General features: G+C 67.2%; 18 protein-coding genes. 9 read left to right on the forward strand and 9 right to left on the reverse strand.

What is annotated here, in order from left to right; translation table 11 throughout:
- Window positions 1–31 precede the first annotated feature (31 nt).
- From AC07U1_RS08460 to AC07U1_RS08480, 5 genes are all read left to right on the forward strand, one after another.
- Complete coding sequence (locus AC07U1_RS08460; RefSeq protein WP_495197681.1) at window positions 32–925, forward strand: energy transducer TonB; 894 nt, start codon at window positions 32–34, stop codon at window positions 923–925.
- 79 nt (window positions 926–1,004) lie between these two features.
- Window positions 1,005–2,336: a phosphotransferase family protein gene (locus tag AC07U1_RS08465; RefSeq protein ID WP_495176836.1), complete on the forward strand. Its 1,332-nt coding sequence runs from the start codon at window positions 1,005–1,007 to the stop codon at window positions 2,334–2,336.
- A 41-nt stretch (window positions 2,337–2,377) separates the two neighbouring features.
- Window positions 2,378–2,935, forward strand: coding sequence for an NIF family HAD-type phosphatase (locus tag AC07U1_RS08470; RefSeq protein WP_495176835.1), 558 nt, complete (start codon window positions 2,378–2,380; stop codon window positions 2,933–2,935).
- Window positions 2,936–3,009: 74 nt separating this feature from the next.
- A complete protein-coding gene (locus AC07U1_RS08475) occupies window positions 3,010–4,305 on the forward strand; it encodes an acyl-CoA dehydrogenase family protein (protein ID WP_495176834.1) in 1,296 nt (431 codons plus the stop codon).
- A 72-nt stretch (window positions 4,306–4,377) separates the two neighbouring features.
- Window positions 4,378–4,899, forward strand: coding sequence for a cupin domain-containing protein (locus AC07U1_RS08480; protein WP_495176833.1), 522 nt, complete (start codon window positions 4,378–4,380; stop codon window positions 4,897–4,899).
- Window positions 4,900–4,903: 4 nt separating this feature from the next.
- Here the strand turns inward: AC07U1_RS08480 and AC07U1_RS08485 are convergent, their stop codons facing one another.
- From AC07U1_RS08485 to AC07U1_RS08505, 5 genes are all read right to left on the reverse strand, one after another.
- Entirely contained in the window at window positions 4,904–5,209 is a 306-nt protein-coding gene (locus AC07U1_RS08485) for an alkylphosphonate utilization protein (RefSeq protein ID WP_056345667.1), read from the reverse strand.
- Window positions 5,210–5,217: 8 nt separating this feature from the next.
- Window positions 5,218–5,976: a class I SAM-dependent methyltransferase gene (locus tag AC07U1_RS08490; RefSeq protein ID WP_495176832.1), complete on the reverse strand. Its 759-nt coding sequence runs from the start codon at window positions 5,974–5,976 to the stop codon at window positions 5,218–5,220.
- A gap of 67 nt (window positions 5,977–6,043) precedes the next feature.
- Window positions 6,044–6,547, reverse strand: a complete 504-nt coding sequence (locus AC07U1_RS08495) for a hypothetical protein (RefSeq protein WP_495176831.1) — start codon at window positions 6,545–6,547, stop codon at window positions 6,044–6,046.
- Window positions 6,534–7,370, reverse strand: a complete 837-nt coding sequence (locus AC07U1_RS08500; RefSeq protein WP_495176830.1) for a hypothetical protein — start codon at window positions 7,368–7,370, stop codon at window positions 6,534–6,536. The genes AC07U1_RS08495 and AC07U1_RS08500 overlap by 14 nt, the downstream gene beginning before the upstream one ends.
- A 7-nt stretch (window positions 7,371–7,377) precedes the next feature.
- Entirely contained in the window at window positions 7,378–7,533 is a 156-nt protein-coding gene (locus AC07U1_RS08505) for a hypothetical protein (protein WP_156377610.1), read from the reverse strand.
- Between the two features lie 86 nt (window positions 7,534–7,619).
- On the opposite strand from AC07U1_RS08505, the gene AC07U1_RS08510 reads away from it, so the two are divergent.
- From AC07U1_RS08510 to AC07U1_RS08525, 4 genes are all read left to right on the forward strand, one after another.
- Window positions 7,620–8,426: a sterol desaturase family protein gene (locus AC07U1_RS08510; protein WP_495176829.1), complete on the forward strand. Its 807-nt coding sequence runs from the start codon at window positions 7,620–7,622 to the stop codon at window positions 8,424–8,426.
- A gap of 82 nt (window positions 8,427–8,508) precedes the next feature.
- A complete protein-coding gene (locus tag AC07U1_RS08515; RefSeq protein WP_495176828.1) occupies window positions 8,509–10,248 on the forward strand; it encodes an N-acyl-D-amino-acid deacylase family protein in 1,740 nt (579 codons plus the stop codon).
- Window positions 10,245–10,556, forward strand: a complete 312-nt coding sequence (locus AC07U1_RS08520; protein WP_056345685.1) for a hypothetical protein — start codon at window positions 10,245–10,247, stop codon at window positions 10,554–10,556. The genes AC07U1_RS08515 and AC07U1_RS08520 overlap by 4 nt, the downstream gene beginning before the upstream one ends.
- Window positions 10,557–10,590: 34 nt before the next feature.
- Entirely contained in the window at window positions 10,591–11,598 is a 1,008-nt protein-coding gene (locus AC07U1_RS08525; protein ID WP_495177475.1) for a zinc-dependent alcohol dehydrogenase family protein, read from the forward strand.
- Here the strand turns inward: AC07U1_RS08525 and AC07U1_RS08530 are convergent.
- The 4 genes from AC07U1_RS08530 to nhaA form a co-directional block, all read right to left on the reverse strand.
- The gene (locus AC07U1_RS08530; protein ID WP_495176827.1) at window positions 11,595–12,722 is read right to left on the reverse strand and encodes an aminotransferase class V-fold PLP-dependent enzyme; all 1,128 of its coding nucleotides are present in this window, start codon (window positions 12,720–12,722) and stop codon (window positions 11,595–11,597) included. The two genes, AC07U1_RS08525 and AC07U1_RS08530, sit on opposite strands and share 4 nt — an antisense overlap.
- Window positions 12,719–13,483 carry a tryptophan 2,3-dioxygenase family protein gene (locus tag AC07U1_RS08535; protein ID WP_492737236.1) on the reverse strand — a complete coding sequence of 255 codons (765 nt, stop codon included), beginning with the start codon at window positions 13,481–13,483 and terminating at the stop codon, window positions 12,719–12,721. The genes AC07U1_RS08530 and AC07U1_RS08535 overlap by 4 nt, the downstream gene beginning before the upstream one ends.
- 146 nt (window positions 13,484–13,629) lie before the next feature.
- The gene (locus tag AC07U1_RS08540) at window positions 13,630–15,306 is read right to left on the reverse strand and encodes a hypothetical protein (protein ID WP_495176826.1); all 1,677 of its coding nucleotides are present in this window, start codon (window positions 15,304–15,306) and stop codon (window positions 13,630–13,632) included.
- Window positions 15,303–16,580 carry a Na+/H+ antiporter NhaA gene (gene nhaA / locus AC07U1_RS08545; RefSeq protein WP_492737232.1) on the reverse strand — a complete coding sequence of 426 codons (1,278 nt, stop codon included), beginning with the start codon at window positions 16,578–16,580 and terminating at the stop codon, window positions 15,303–15,305. The genes AC07U1_RS08540 and nhaA overlap by 4 nt, the downstream gene beginning before the upstream one ends.
- Between the last annotated feature and the right edge of the window lie 101 nt (window positions 16,581–16,681).

Below are 16,681 nucleotides of genomic sequence, written 5' to 3' on the forward strand. Positions count from 1 at the left end.
GCGCGGCAAAACAGCGGTGTAGCATCGCGCCATGGGAAGCAGGATGGGAATGGTGGGCCTTGTCTCGCTGATCGTGGCGGCGCCGTCGATGGCGGCCGAAAGGGCACCGGTCGAACTCGCGCCGACGACCCCGTGGAATGTGCATTATGCCGACGATTATTGCCGGCTGGCGCGTTTTTTCGGCGAGGGCAAGCAGCGGGTCATCCTGTCGATGGAACAGGGCGAGCCGGGCGACGGCTTTCGGTTGACGCTGGCGGGGGCGATTCTCGACGGGCCAGGCGGCAAGGACGAAGCGTCGATCACATTCGGCGAGCTGGGCGAGCAGAAGCTCCAGTTTTTCCCGGGGACGGTTGGCGACGATATGCCGGCCTGGATTTTCAGCGGCAACATCCGGATCCGCCCCTATTCGACCGACGACGGCCGTTTTGCCGCCAAGCATGGCTATTATCCCGAGTCGGCGGGACCCATCAGCGAGGCCGACAAGGCCGCGGCGGCCAGCCTGCTGATCGGACGGCCGCTGCGCCAGCCGGTGCGGTTAAAGACGGGGCCGATGAAAGCCGCCTTTACCGCGATGAACAGCTGCACCGACGAGCTGCTCGAGCATTGGGGAATCGACGCGGCGCGGCACCGCGAACGGTCGCGGTCGGCGATGCCGGTCGGATCGCCGGGAAAATGGTTGAACAGCAACGACTATCCGCCTGCCATGCTCGCGAAGGGCCAACCGGGCCTTGTGCGTTTCCGGCTGTCGGTCGGAGCCGATGGGGTTCCCACCGCTTGCCATATCCAGCGCTCGACCAACGGCAAGCCATTCGACGATGCGGTGTGCAAGGGCGTGATGCGCCGTGCGCGCTTCGAGCCAGCGCTCGACAAGGACGGGCAGCCGCTGGCGTCCTATTATGTCAACGCGGTCCAGTTCCAGTTCTGACCGCCCGTGTAGGCGCACTTCGTTCGTTGAAAGCCGAAAACGGCTTGCGATGATCCGAAAAGCTTAGCATCGGAAAGTAATGACCGATCTCGACACCCTGCTCGCCGCTTTCATGACCCGCGCCGTCGGCCCCGGAACGCTCTCGGGCCTCGGCCGCCTGTCGGGGGGCGCGAACATGGAAAGCTGGGCGTTCGATTTCGCGGGCAAACCCTATGTGCTGCGCCGCGCGCCGTCGGCCGAATATATGGCGGACCGCCCCTATGGCCATGTCACCGAAGCGGCGCTGGTGATGGCCGCGCATGCCGCCGGGGTGAAGGCGCCCGAAGTCGTCGGCGTGCTGGCGGACGGCGACGGCATGGGCACCGGCTATGTGATGAAGCGCGTGATCGCCGAGGTGAACCCGGCGACGATTCTCGCGAGCCCGCCGCCATCGCTCGTCGCCGACCTGGGGCGCGAACTCGCGCGCATCCATGCGATCCCGGCCGAAACCATCCCCGACGCGATCCCGCATATGGACACCGCCGCGGCGCTCGCTGAATTGAAGGCGCGCTTCCTGACCTATGGCGGCGACCTGCCGGCGATCGCGCTCGCGATCAAATGGTGCGAGGATCATCTGCCCGAACCGGCGCCGCCGGTGCTCGTCCATGCCGACTATCGCATGGGCAATATCATGGTCGATGCCGATGGCCTTGCGGTCGTACTCGACTGGGAACTCGCGCATCGCGGCGACGCGCACGAGGACCTCGCTTTCGGCTGCATGACCGTGTGGCGTTTCGGCCGGCTCGACAACCCCGCCTTCGGGGTCGGCAGCCTCGAGGAATATTTCGCGGCCTATGAAGCCGCGGGCGGCACCCCCGTCGACCGCACCCGCTTTCGCTTCTGGCTGGTCTATCGGACGTTGTGGTGGGCACTCGGCTGCCTGCAGATGGGGCAGGCCTGGCGCAGCGGTGCCGACACCACGGTCGAGCGTGTCGTCGTCGGGCGGCGCACCGCCGAACAGGAACTCGACCTCGTGCTCCTGCTCGAAGAGGAAGCGCCCGAGGCCGAACGCGCGCGCGCGCTGCCGGCATCGCCGCCCGCCGCCGCCGCACCGGCGGGCGAGCCGACCAACCGCGAAATCGTGCAGGCGGTGCGCGACTGGATCGAGGGTGCGATCAAGCCGCGCGCCGAGGGCCATGCCAAGTTCGAGGCGGTGGTCGCGATGAACGCGCTGGGCATCGTGATGCGCGACCTCGATGCCGGGACACGCGCCGAGGATGCGGCCTTGTCCGCCGCCTTGATGGCGGGGACGACGACGCTCGCCGAACCCGGCCTGCTTGCGAAGTTGCGACGCGCAGCGATCGACAAATGCGCGGTCGACAGCCCCAAATATACCGCGCTCGGCGCGGCGCGCAACCTCTGGGGCGGATGAAGCAGCCTCTGCATTCGCGAGGGCGTGCGCGGCATCTGCTTGTGCTCGACCTTGATGAAACGCTGATCCACGCCAGCGAAGATCCGCTTCACCGCGTGGCCGATCATATCGTCTATGGCTATCACGTGTATCGGCGGCCGCATCTGGACGCGTTTCTGGCAAGCTGTTTTGAGCATTATTCGGTTGGGATCTGGTCGTCGGCGTCGGACGAATATGTCGAGGCGGTCGCCAAACTGATCGTTCCCGATCCGGGGCGGCTCGAATTCATTTGGGGTCGAAGCAAGGCAAGCTTCAGCCGGGTGCGACGCGACGATGATGACTACACCTTCTTCGATCCGTGGAACCACCGCCACTATCTGAAGCCGCTCGCCAAGCTCAAACGCTTCGGCTGGACGCTCGACCAGATGCTGATTGTCGACGACACCCCCGAAAAATGCGTCCGGAACTACGGCAACGCCATCTATCCGCGCGAATATGACGGGCGGGAAGATGACGACGAACTGCTGCTGCTCGCACATTATCTCGAACGGCTGAAAGACGCAGCCAACCTGCGGAAGCTCGAAAAGCGGCATTGGCGGGCGCAGGTCCAAGAAGATTAGTCTACGAAGCATTTTGCGCTTTTGCGGCTCGCCGAACGCTGGCAAGGCGGAGGCGACAGCCAAAGGAGAGAGACATGGATTTTGCCGTACCGGCCGATTTGCAGGCCTATCTGGACGAACTCGACGCCTTCATCGAGGCCGAGATCAAGCCGCTCGAACTCGCCGACGACAATATCCGTTTCTTTGACCATCGCCGTGAACATGCGCGGACCGACTGGGACAATCAGGGCCTGCCGCGCCACGACTGGGAACAATTGCTGAAGGCGGCCACGCGCAAGGCCGATGCCGCGGGCCACTGGCGCTTTTCGGCGCCGAAGAAGTACGGCGGCAAGGACGGGTCGAACCTGTGGATGGCGGTGATCCGCGAGCATTTCGCCGCGAAGGGCCTCGGCCTCCACAACGACCTGCAGAACGAACACAGCATCGTCGGCAATTTCCCCTTCGTCCAGATGTTCGAGCAATTCGCGACGAGCGAGGAGCAGAAGCAGGAGTTCATCCTCGGCGGCTTCGAGGGCAAGCGCCGTACCGCCTTCGGCCTGACCGAACCCGATCACGGGTCCGACGCGACGCATATGGAAACCCGCGCGGTGCGCGAGACCCGCGACGGGGTCGAGGGCTGGCTGATCAACGGGCGCAAGATGTGGATCACCGGCATGCATGTCGCGACCCACTGCGCGACCTTCTGCCGCACCGACGGGAATGATGGCGATGCGAAAGGCATCTCCTGCCTGCTGGTGCCCACCGGCACCCCGGGCATGACGGTCGACGAATATATGTGGACCTTCAACATGCCGACCGATCATCCGCGCATGACCTTCACCGACGTGTGGGTTCCCGACAGCGCGCGGCTCGGTCCCGTCGGCGGCGGGCTGTCGATCGCGCAGAGCTTCGTCCATCAGAACCGCATCCGGCAGGCCGCGTCATCGCTGGGTGCGGCGGTCTTCTGCATCGAGGAAAGCGTGCGCTACGCGCGCGAGCGCAAGCCGTTCGGCGAGGCGCTGGCGAAGAACCAGGCGATCCAGTTCCCGCTCGTCGAGCTCGCGACCCAAGCCGAAATGCTGCGCCTGCTGATCCGCAAGACCGCGTGGGACATGGACAATATGCCGCACAAGGAAATCGAGCGGAACCTGTCTGACAAGGTCAGCATGTGCAATTACTGGGCGAACCGCCTGTGCTGCGAAGCCGCCGACCGCGCGATGCAGGTGCATGGCGGCATCGGCTATTCGCGCCACAAACCGTTCGAGCATATCTATCGCCACCACCGCCGCTACCGGATCACCGAGGGCGCCGAGGAAATCCAGATGCGCAAGGTCGGCGCCTATCTGTTCGGCTATCTCGGACCGCGCCGGGAAACGCTGGGCAAAATCTGACCGGGCTATGGACTCTCCTCCTCCCGTTGCGGCATGATACGTCGCAAATCGAAACGGGAAGAGGAGAGAGCCATGGCCGAGGCCGATCGCAAGCCGGACGCAGCGCCGTTCCGCGTCTATCGGGGCATCGATGCCCCCGACCTCAACGAGACCGAGAAGATGACGCTCGCGGGGCTGACCCCGATCGTCGAGGCGGGCATCGGCCGCTGGGTCGCGGCCGGGGTGGGCGAGGGCAATGTCACCAAGGTGCTGTTCGCGCTGCCGCACATGAGCCTGACCTATGCCTGGTTCAAAAGCGGCTTCGCGCTGCCGCTGCACAGCCACGACGCCGACTGCCTCTATTATATCATCGCCGGATCGCTCAAACTCGGCACCGAGGAACTGGGCGCGGGCGACGGCTTCTTCGTCGGGCGCGACGTCCCCTATACCTACAAGCCCGGACCCGAGGGGGTCGAGGTGCTCGAGTTCCGCACCGTCGATGCGTTCGACATGAAATTCCAGGGGCGGACCGAGGCCTATTGGGACAAGGTCGTCGCGGGCATGGATGCGGCGCGCCCGAACTGGAGCGCCGAAAAGCCGCCGTCGCAGCACTGACGCGTCAGCGCTTGCGCACGAACTCCGCGCGCAGCACCAGCCCCTTGATGCCGTCGTGGCGGCAGTCGATTTCCTGCGCGTCGCCGGTCAGGCGGATCGACTTGATCACCGTGCCGACCTTGAGCGTCTGGCCCGCGCCTTTGACCGTCAAATCCTTGATCAGCGCCACGCTGTCACCGTCGGCGAGCAGATTGCCGACCGCGTCGCGCACCTCGGGACCTGCCGATGCGGCAGCATCGCGCGCCGCGATATCGCTTGCGGACATCCATTCGCCGCTCGCTTCGTCATAGACATAATCATCGTCGGCCATGTTGGTCCCTATTTCGGTTTGCGGAAGCGTAGCGCGAACTGGTCGGTCTTGCCGCGAATGGCGGGGTCGAAGACGTTCGTGGTGCGCGGATCCTCGGGGCGTTTATAGATGTCGCTCGTCGCATCAAGCCTGAAACCCGCCCGGGTCAGGGCTTCGATCACCGCGGCCTGGTCGATCCGGTGCAGGCTGTCGGACAAGGTCTTGCCGCTGCCGTCGGCGGCGCTGTGATCGACGACGACGAGCGTCCCGCCCGGCTTGAGCGCCGCGAACAGCGCCGCGCTCGCCCTGGCGCCGGTCCCTTCGGGGAAGGGTTTGAGGTAGAGGTCGTGGAAATTCTGCACCGTGATGATCGTGTCGAGCGGCACCGGAAAGGCGGGCGCGGCGAACGCCCCGCCGACCGGGTCGACATTGGCATAGGCGGCGTCGACCGCCGCCTGATCGTCGCCATATTGTTTCTTGAAGGCGATGAATTCGGCGGGCTGGAAGGCATAGACCTTGCCCTCGGGGCCGACCGCGGCGGCGAGCAGTCGCGTGACATACCCGCCGCCCATCACATAGTCGCCGACCGCCTCGCCCGGCGCGATCTGGGCGAAGGCAAGCAGTTCGGCGGGTTTGCGCGCCGCGTCGCGCTCGCGATCGGTCGCGGGGCGGGCGGGGTCGGCAAGCGCCGCGGCATAATTGGCGGTGGGCGGCGGCGCGGCGCCGTCGGCGGTGCATCCCGCGAGCAGCAGGGCGAGGGCGAAGGGGACGGCGAGCTTGCGGTTCATGGCATCGACTCCTTGCTGGTATCGCGCGACTCTAACGGCTCGCCGGGATGCTGGCGCGCGAAATCGGTCAGGGCAGCGCCGGCGGTCCGGCGCGCGGCCGGAGCTTGAGGCCCGCGAGCAGCGCCGCCGGATCTGGACAGCCGGGCGACGCGGCGACGCCGATGATCGGGTCGATCGCGACCGACAGGCCGAGCCGCGCCGCCTGCCGCTGATATTGGTCGCGCAGCACCGTGCCGGTGCGCGGGAAGTCGGTCCGCACGCCATCGCCATATAGATAGCGCACCGGACCGATGATGCGTGCGCGTTCGGCGAAAATGCTCTTTTCCGCCGCCTCGACGTCGAGTTGCTGGACGATCATCGTACAGGCGCCGCCGGCGGCGCGGATACGAAAGGGTGCCGCTTCCCACGGCCGGCTGCTCGTCAGGCCCGCCGTGGCGAGCCGCGTCTCGATCGCCGCCGCCAGCCGTTCGCGGTCGGGGTAGACGTTGCGCGGCAGCCACAGCAATTTCGCCGCGACAAGCGCCACGGCGAGCAGCGCCGCGCCGATCAGGATGCGATCAGCGCGCCGCAAAATCGGGGTGACGCGCGACGGCGGTGCCGACGATCGCGGCGGTGACGAGCAGCGAGGCCCAGCCGAACAACATCATCCCCGCGCCGCCGTGCAGATAGTCGTAGAGGTCGGGATGGCGTGCGATCGTCGCGAGGCGGATGCCGTTGACGACGATCGTGCCGAGCATCGCGAGCAGCGTGGCGATGACGAGACGGCGATCGAAGCGCAGTTCGAACAATTGCGCCAGCGTCACCGCGAGGACCCCGGCGAGCGAGAGATTGGTCAGCGACGAGCAGTTCTGGCCGACCGTGAAAGCCTGCGATCCCGCCTGGCCGAAGATGTTGCCGTCGGCATTGCCGCCCGCGAACAGCGCGGCGATTTGCGCATCGAAGGCGAGCAACTCGCTGCCGAGCAGCTTCAGGATCAGCGGACCCCAGAGCAGATGGGCGCTGAGAGCCAGTGCAACCAGTCCAATCCGCCGCGCGCCCGATGCCGGTTCGGAGCGCAGCGCCAGCCATGCGCCTGCGCCAAAGACCGCCGCCGCGCCGAGCGCGGGGAGCGGCAGCAGCGCCGCGCCGACCATCGCGGCGAGGACCGGCGCGTCGCCGCGATGGTCGGCCGATCGGCCATCATCGTCGCGCGCGATCGCGCATATCGCGAAGGCGGCGAACCAGACGATCGCGCTGACGCCGAATAATTCGAAAAGCGACGGGACGAGGCCGCGATGCGCGATCGCCGCGCCGATGCGCGTGGTCAGCGCCGATGCGATGACGATCAGCAGCGCGGCGGCGAAAACGACACTGCGCTCGATTCGTCGCGGCGAAACCGCCGCCGCTGCGGTCATCGCCGGTTTAGCGGCTGCGACGGCGCTTCAGGAACAGATAGCCCGCGGCGACGGCCGCCATCGCTGCGGCACCGACGCCGGCTTCGGGGCCGGGGGTCGGGGCAACGCCGGCAAAGGCGGCGGTCGGGATGGCAAGAAGAATGGTGACGGCCAATGCGCGCATGATCGAAGCCCCTCGGAAAAATAACGTCGTGCCGGAATCGTAGCGAGCGCTTGCCACGGCGGCAAGCGGCTTTACCGCTTGGCACGATGGAGCAGATATTCGCACGGGAGGTGATGGCGTGGGCGCCCTTTGCGATGGCCGGCGCTTTCGTTGCGGCTGCCTGCGCCGAGGCGCTGTTCGGCACGCGCGACGATGTGGGGGCGGGGTTGCGGCGCCCGGCGACCAATTTGCTGCTCGGTATCCTCGGCCTGTTGCTCGCCGCGCTCGTGCCGGTCAGCCTGATCGCCTTTGCCGCATGGGCCGGACGGGAAGGGACGGCGCCCCTGCCGCTACCGTCCGCGCCGCTCGCGCTCGCGGTGCTTGTGACGGTGTTGCTGCGCAGCCTGTCGGCCTATTGGGCGCACCGCGCCTCGCACCGCATCGGCTGGCTGTGGCGGCTGCATCGCGTCCATCACAGCGACACCGGGGTCGATGCGACGACGGGGTTCCGCCATCATCCGGTCGAGCAGTTCGTGTCGTTCCTGTGCGCGCTGCCGGCGATCTGGCTGTTCGCGCTGCCGCCGACGGCGGTCGCGATCGCCGAGCTCGTGCTGCTTGTCGCGGGCATCGCCGAGCACGCCAATATTCGTGCTAAGGGGCGTGCCTGGCGCGCCGCCACCTGGCTGTTCGCGACCCCCGCTGTCCACCTGATCCATCACAGCAGTCGGCAAGTGCAGACCGACAGCAATTATGGCTCGCTCTTTACCGTCTGGGATCGCCTCTTCGGCACCTGGCGCGATCCCCATGTCGAACGCGTCGAGACGCTGGGACTGGGACCCACGCATGATCGCGATGCCGACCGCTGGGACCGGCAGCTGCTTTCACCCTTCCTTCGCGATGTGCCGCCCGGCTGATTGTCCTCCGGTCGCGAGGCCTTGGCATATCGAATATCCGTGATAGGTTTCTCCCTGAAACGAAAAAATCGGGAGAGTGGACATGCATGATCTGGTGATTCGCGGCGGCACCGTCGTCGATGGAACGGGCGGCGACGCCTTTGTCGCGGACATCGCGATCGACGGCGACCGGATCGTCGCCGTGGGCGAAAACCTTGGCAAGGGCGCCAAGGAAATCGACGCCGCCGGCAAGGTCGTCACCCCCGGCTTCGTCGACGTCCACACCCATTATGACGGCCAGGCGACCTGGGATGCCGAAATGGCGCCGTCGAGCTGGCACGGCGTCACCACCGTCGTGATGGGCAATTGCGGCGTCGGCTTCGCCCCCGCCAAGCCCGACCGCCACGAATGGCTGATCAGCCTCATGGAAGGCGTCGAGGATATTCCGGGCACCGCGCTCGCCGAAGGCATGTCGTGGGATTGGGAGACCTTCCCCGAATATATGGACGCGCTCGAAAAGCTGCCGCGCACCGTCGACGTCGCGTGCCACGTCCCGCATGGCGCGGTGCGCGCCTATGTGCTCGGCGACCGTGAAAAGCCCGGCGCGATCCCGACCGAGGCGGACATCGCCGAAATGTCGCGCATCGTCGAGGAGGGCGTGCGCGCCGGCGCGCTCGGCTTTTCGACCAGCCGCACCGTACTCCACAAGTCGATCGACGGCGAACTCGTCCCCGGCACCACCGCGACCGCAGAGGAACTGGTCGCGATCGGCCGCGCGATGGGGCGCGTCGGTTACGGCGTGTTCGAAATGGCGAGCGACATGAAGCGCGAGTGGAACGAGTTCGAGTGGATGGGTGATTTGAGCCGCGAAACCGGCCTCCCGGTGACCTTCGCCGCGCTCCAGTCGATCGCCAAGGAACTGCCGCTCGAGGAGCAGATTGCGGAAATGCGCAAGCAGAACGCGACCGGCGCGAACATCGTCGCGCAGATCGCGCTGCGCGGCAATGGCGTCATCATGGCGTGGCAGGGTACCGTGCATCCGTTCCGCTTCAAGCCGGCGTGGAACGAAATCATCGACCTGCCGTGGGAGCAGCAGCTCGCGCATCTGAAGGACCCCGCGTTCCGCACCCGCATGACGCAGGAAGCCAATATCTGGCCCGAAAGCGATATCCTCGACTTTCTGAAGGTCGTCGCCGAGGGCTGGCCGGTCCATTTCGAGATGGACCCCGACTTCAACTATGAGCCGCGGATGGACGAAAGCATCGCGCATCGCGCTGCTGCGGCGGGGGTGACGCCGTCCGAATATGCCTATGACCTGCTGATGAAGGACGACGGCAAGGGCTTCATCTATTTCCCGATCCTCAACTACCGCGACGGCAATCTCAATTTCCTCGAGGACCTGCAGGCCGCCGACGATACGGTGAACAGCCTGTCCGACGGCGGCGCGCATTGCGGGACGATCTGCGACGCGGCGTCGCCGACCTTCATGCTCCAGCATTGGGTGCGCGACCGCAACGGCAACCGCATCGGGCTGGAACATGCGATCAAGCGCCAGTGCCGCGACACCGCGGTGCTGTACGGGCTGGAGGATCGCGGGGTGCTCGCGCCGGGCTATCTCGCCGACCTCAACGTCATTGACATGGACGCGATCAAGCTGGGCAAGCCCTGGCTTGCTTTCGACCTGCCCGCGGGCGGCAAGCGCCTGCTGCAAAAGGCCGACGGCTATGTCGCGACGATCAAGTCGGGCGAAGTGACCTTCCGCGACGGCGCGATGCAGGGGCCGACCCCCGGCGGCGTGATCCGCGGACCGCAGCGCGCCGAACTGGCGATGGCCGCCGAATGAGGCGCGCGTCGATCGGGGCAGGCGCGGCGCTCGCCGCCGCGCTGCTGCTCTCCGCGTGCGGCGGCGATGCCGCGCCCGCCAACAAGGCGCCGACCGCCAAGGATGCCGAGGCCTATCTGACCAAGCGCAAGGCGGCCGTCGGCGAAAAGGTGCTCAAGGCCGACCTCAGCGCGCAGGCCGATGGCAGCTTCGAAGGCAAGGCGACGATCCAGGCCGAGGGCGCGGCGCCGGAGGAATGGGATTGTTCGGTGCGGATCGCCGACGCGCTCGGCAGCGGTACGGCGAGCTACGGCTGCTTTCAGAAATAGCGCGGCGGAGCCGCTTTTCAGGAGATACTTCATGGTGAAGGCCATGCGCCTCGGCGCGCCCGCGTCGCTCGACAGTCTGGCGGTCGCCACCCTCGCCGATCCGGGCGATCCGGGTCCGGGCGAGATCCGCGTCCGGCTGGCGGCGTCGTCGCTCAACTTCCACGACTTTGCCGTCGTCGCCGGGATGATCCCGACCGCCGCCGGGCGCATCCCGATGTCCGATGGCGCAGGGACGGTCGAGGCGGTGGGTGAGGGCGTGACAGACTATCGGGTCGGCGACCCGGTCGTATCGCTCTTTTTCCCCGAATGGAATGACGGCGCACCGCCCGCCAGTGCCTTTGCCAAAGTGCCGGGCGACGGCATCGACGGTTATGCGCGCGAGGTGGTGGTGACCCCGCAGCACTGGTTCACCCGCGTGCCGCAGGGCTGGTCGGCGGCCGAGGCGGCTACGCTGACCTGCGCGGGCCTCACCGCATGGCGCGCGCTGTTCGTCGACGGGGCGACCCGGCCGGGCTCGACCGTGCTGATCCAGGGCAGCGGCGGGGTGTCGGTGTTCGCGCTGCAATTCGCCAAGGCGGCGGGCGCGAAGGTGATCGCGACCAGCTCGTCCGATGCGAAGCTCGACAAGCTGAAGGCGCTCGGCGCCGACGAACTGATCAACTACAAGGAAGAGCCGAAATGGGGCGCGAAGGCGCTCGAACTGACCGGCGGGCGCGGAGTCGACACGGTGGTCGAAATCGGCGGCGCGGGTACGCTCGACCAGTCGATGGTCGCGGCGCGCGTCGGCGGCCATGTCGCGCTGATCGGCGTGCTGGCCGGCATCGCCGGACCGGTGCAGACCGCGCTGCTGATGGGCAAGAATTTGCGGGTGCAAGGGCTGACCGTCGGCAGCCGTGCGCAGCAACTCGCGCTGATCGACGGCGTCGAGACGAATGGCATCCGGCCGGTGATCAGCGATCATTTCCCGCTGGAACGGCTCGGCGACGCCTTCCGTCACCAGATCGCCAACGCGCATTTCGGCAAGATTGTCGTCGATATCTAGCCGAGCGCGGCGAGCGCCCGCTCCACATCGGCGACGCCATTATAGGCATGGAACGATAGACGCAGGATCGTGCCGCGGAAATCGGCGCGAAGATCGTGCCGGTCGAGCGCCTCGGCAACGCGCGGCTGGTCGGTGCAGGTATCGATGCAGAGCGTCCCGCCGACAGCGCCTTCGGGCCAGCTCCACCCGGGGGTCTTCGGTTCCAGCGCGTCGCGTAGCATTGCTTGCAGCGTGCGATTGTGCGCGCCGATCGCATCGACGCCGATCGCCGCGATCTCGCCGATCCCCGCCGTCGACAGGATGAAGGGCGCGACATCGGGGGTGCCGCCCCACCAGCGCCGGGCGTCGGGGGCGTAGCGAAAGTCGGCGATGTCCATCTCGAAGGGATTTTCGTGGCTCCACCAGCCGCGCTCCATCGGGTCGAGCGCCGTCCGGTCGTGCGGGACAACCCACAGCCACGCCGCGCCGGGGCCGCCGCACAGCCATTTGACGCTGGTGCCGATCACGGCATCGGCGCCCCATGCGGCGGGGTTCACAGGGACGATGCCGACCGACTGTGCGCAGTCGGCGACGCAGCGTGCGCCGGCCGCCTTGGCGGCGCGCGCCACCGCCGCGATATCGGTCAGCGCGCCGCTGTTCGAACTGACATGCATCGCGACGACGAGCGCGACGCTGTCGTCGAGCGCTGCGGTCCAGCTCGCCGGATCGCGCACATCGGCGTCGGCGTGCAAATAGCGCGTCGTCCAGCCCGCCGCCGCCAGCCCGCTCGCGACATAGCCGATCGTCGGGAAGGCGCTCGGTGCGAGCAGGATCGTGCGGCGGTCGGTGGCCTGCCCAAGTGCCGACAGGTAACGCGATAGCGCCGCGCTGACATTGGTTGCCGGGCACAGGTCGCGCGCTTCGACGCCGATCAGGCCGCCAAGTGCGGCACGCCAGTCGTCGATCGCGGCGAGCCAGCCGGGCCAGGCCTCGCCGGTCTCGCGCCACGGATCGAGCAGCCGCGCCTGCAGCGCGTCGGCTGCGGCGCGCGGCTGGCAGCCGACGCTATGGCTTTTGAGATAGACGCTGCCGGGCGGCAGGTGGAAGCGCGCCGCGACCGCGGGCTGAAGCAGCGCGGGCGTCACAGCCCGCTCCCGTGCCCCGCCGCGCCGCCGCTGATGCTGTCGCGCTTGACGCCATATTCGGCGCCCCAGCGGTCGGTCATCTCGGCGCGGATGTCCCAGAGCTCGGGGAAGAAACGGTGGCGCGCGCCGGCGTTGAGCAGTTCGACCGGACGGCCTTTCAGTGACTTCGACCCCATGCCGATCGAACGGTGGATCAGGGTGATGTGATGGGCACGGAACAGCTGGAACAATTCGTCGAACTCGACCAGCGCCTCGGCAACCATATAAGCGTCGTCATGCTTGTAGCCGGTGTCGTAGACGTCGGCGACGCTGCGGCCCGTCGGGTCGAGATAGGCGGCCTTGTAGCGCGCCCATAACGGCTGTGGCAAAGTGAGGAGCAGCTGGAAACCCGGGCTTTCCTGCCCTGACCCGTTGCCGAGCTGGAGGCGGATCGACTGATAGTCGAAGGGACTCATCGTCTCGAGCAGCCCCAGCTGGTCGGTCATCATCCGCATGATGCGATTGACCCGGTCGAACAGGCTGAGCACGCGCATCGTCTCGCCCGCGGCCATATGGCCGTCGATCTCGGTGAGGGTGAAGGCCATCAGCTTCATCCACAATTCCTCGACCTGGTGGACGATCTGGAACTGCAATTCGTCGGGGGTGCAAAGTTCGGCGAGCGGTTTCTGGCAGAGCAGCAGGCGGTCGACCGCGAGATAGACCCCATAATCTTTCATGTCGGGGGTTTCGATGCGGCGGTGGGTTTCGGTCTTGTCGAGCATGGGCTTATCCCTTGCGAAAATGGCACGGAGGAACGGACGGCGCGCGTCGCGGCGCGCCGAAGGTGTTCAGCCGCGCGGCGCGACCCCCGCCGGGGGACGGCGCGGCGACCCCGACTGGCCGAGCCACAGCAAGGGCGCCGCGCGCTTCATCGCGCCAGCAGGTCCGAGGGCAGGGTCGGCTCGCCGATGATCAGCGCGAAGCGGCGCCAGATTTCGTCGCGGTCGGGTTCGCCGCGCTCGATATAGGCGCGGACGATTTCCTCGCCGAGTCCATAGTTGATCACATAGCTGCGATACTGGTCGGTGAAGCTGACCGACTGTTCGGCGCGCGCCGGCGAGACGAGTAGATATTTTTCGGTGAGCTGGACCGCCGTCGGCCGGTCGATGACGCCGTCGAGATATTGCTGGGCGATCGTCAGCCGCGCCCCGGTCAGCGCCTTCATCGCGTCGAGCAATTGCCAATAGCGGTCGTCCGACGGCGGCTCGATGCCCGCGAGCGGCATCAGCACGTCACGCTCGGTGTCGGGGCGCGTCTGGCCGGGGAAGGCGAGGTCGATGCCGTAGTTCGCGGTGCCCTCGGCGATCAGGCTCTGCGGGCTGTACAGCGGATAAACGCTATACTCGATCCAGCCGCGCCCTTTCACCATCTGCTCCTCGAGCTTCATGTTGAGGAGGTGGTGGCCGGGATAGCCCTCGTGGCAACCGAGGTCGAGCGCGCGCGACAGGCGGATCGGCAAGTCGGTGTTGACCTGGATGATGCTGTGATAGCCGCCCTGGTAATAATTATAGCCGCTCCAGCTCTTGCCGGTGACGAACTGCAATTCGAAACTGTCGCCCGGCGCCAGCGCGACATGCGCGACGGTGCGCCCGCGGCAGCGCGCGATGGCGGCCTCGAACACCCCCTGCAACCTGTCCTTGGGGATGGTGAAGCGGTCGAGATAGGCCTCGACCCGCGTCGCCAGCGCGCCTTCGCCGGGAACCAGCGCGTCGACCGAGGCGAGCGCCGCGTCATAGCTTTTGAGCGGCTTCAGAACCGGGCGCACCCCGAACAGGCGCTCGGCCTCTTCGGCAAAGGAGAAACGTGCGCCGCCCATCATCATCAGCCGCGTCTCGGCGGCGCGGAGCTGCGCCGCGAGGAAGGCGCGGCGCTGGCGCTCGATCGGGTCGGAGAGGTCGGGTGCGATCTCTTCGAGCTTGGCGATCAGCTGGCGGGTCGAGACGAGCAGCGCCTTCTGGTCGCGGGGCGCCGCGGTCGAGGCGTCGAGCAGGCTTTGCGGGCCATAATAGGCGTCGATATAACCCTTTTCATGTGTGCCGATTTCGAGGCTGAGCGAGACATAGGCGGTGGCGATGGCGTCGACCGTCTGACCCGCGAGCGTCGCGGCGGCGGGGTCGACCGTGGCGGCCGAGCGCACCGGCCAATCGGCGGCGGGCGCGGGCGGTGGGGGCAGGTCGGGTGATGCGGGCAGCCCGGGTGCCGATCCCGACGGCGGCGGCAGGGCGGTGAGGCCCGGAATGATCGTCGCCCGTTCTTCGCCATTGGCGTCGGGCCGGGCGGCCGGCGCGCCCGAAGGCGGCGGCAGCGCGGTCATGCCGCGCACGACCTCGACCCGGCGCACGTCGACTTCGGGCACCGCTGCTTCCGGCACCGGGGCCTTCGCGGCAGTGTCGGGCAGCGCGGGGTTGCGCTCCGGGCCGGCGGGGCTGTCCTGCGTCTTGCGTGCCTCGACCGTGCGCTTCATCTCGGGGTCGAGCGCATAGCAGCCCGACAGCGTCGAGGCGGTCAGCATGACGGCCAGAGGTAAGCGCAGGCGGTGCATCATGCGGAAATCGGCTCCGAGGTATCGCGGACGTCGCCGTCGCCGACGATTTCGTCATCGCAGCTGGCTTCGACCGCGCCATGCTGCGGGTGCAGCGGCGCGAAGCGCAGTACCGCATAACCGGCGAGCGCGGCAACCAGCGAACCCATCAATATGCCGATCTTGGCTTCCTCGATGAGCAGCGCATCGCCGGGGAAGGCGAGGCCGCCGATGAACAGGCTCATCGTGAAGCCGATACCGCACAGCAAGGACACGCCATAGATTTGCAGCCAGGTCGCGCCGCGCAGCTTGCCGGCGATGCCGAATTTCACGGCCAGCCAGACGCTGCCGAAGATGCCGATCTGCTTGCCCAAAAACAGCCCTGCGGCGATCCCAAGTGGGAGCGGAGCGAAAATCTGTTCGGCGGTGAGGCCCGAGATATCGACCCCGGCATTGGCGAAGCCGAACAAGGGCACGATCGCGAAGGCGACCCACGGGTGCAGCGCATGTTCGAGGCGATGGAGCGGCGAGGTCGCGCTGTCGGGGGCCCCGGGCGTCCGCTCGAACGGGATCGCCATCGCGGCTAGGACGCCGGCGATCGTCGCATGCACGCCCGAGAGCAGCATCGCGTACCAGAGCAGCACGAACAGCAGCAGATAGACGAGCAGGCTTTTGATCCCCATCCGGTTGCAGACGAACATCAGGGCGAAGACCGCTCCCGCCGCCGCGAGTGCGACGAGGTTGATCTTGGCGGTATAGAAAAGCGCGATGATCGCGACCGCGCCCATGTCGTCGACGATCGCGACGGTGACGAGGAACAGCTTGAGCGAGGTCGGCGCGCGCTTGCCGAGCAGCGCGAGCACGCCGATCGCGAAGGCGATGTCGGTCGCCGCCGGGATCGCCCAGCCTTGCGCGAGGCCCGGCGTGCCGCCGGCAAAGGCCATGTAGAGCAGCGCCGGCACCGCCATACCCGCCGCTGCGGCGATGAAGGGCAACCGCCGCCGGTCCCAGCTGGCGAGCCGGCCGTCGACGAACTCGCGCTTGATCTCGAGCCCGACGAGCAGGAAGAAGATCGCCATCAGTCCGTCGTTGATCCACAGATGGACCGTCATCGGGCCGAGCTTGTCGGACAGCACGGGGCCGGTCACCGCATGGATCGCGTGGGAATATGTCTCGCCGAAGGCCGAATTGGCGATCAGCATCGCCAGCGCCGCCGCGAAGATCAGCAACATCCCGCCCGCGCTCTCGCTTTCGAGGAAATCGCGCAGGGCGGAGGGACGTGTCGAGCGGCGGGTCATAGGGTGAGAGCGGCTTCTTCGGTGGATTGGAGGGGCCTCTCCTAGCGTGCGATGGCGGTCGCGTCACCCTTTACCCGCCGCGTGTTTTTGACTAGTTCCAG

Source organism: Sphingopyxis sp. GW821-FHT02C12 (assembly GCF_059421785.1).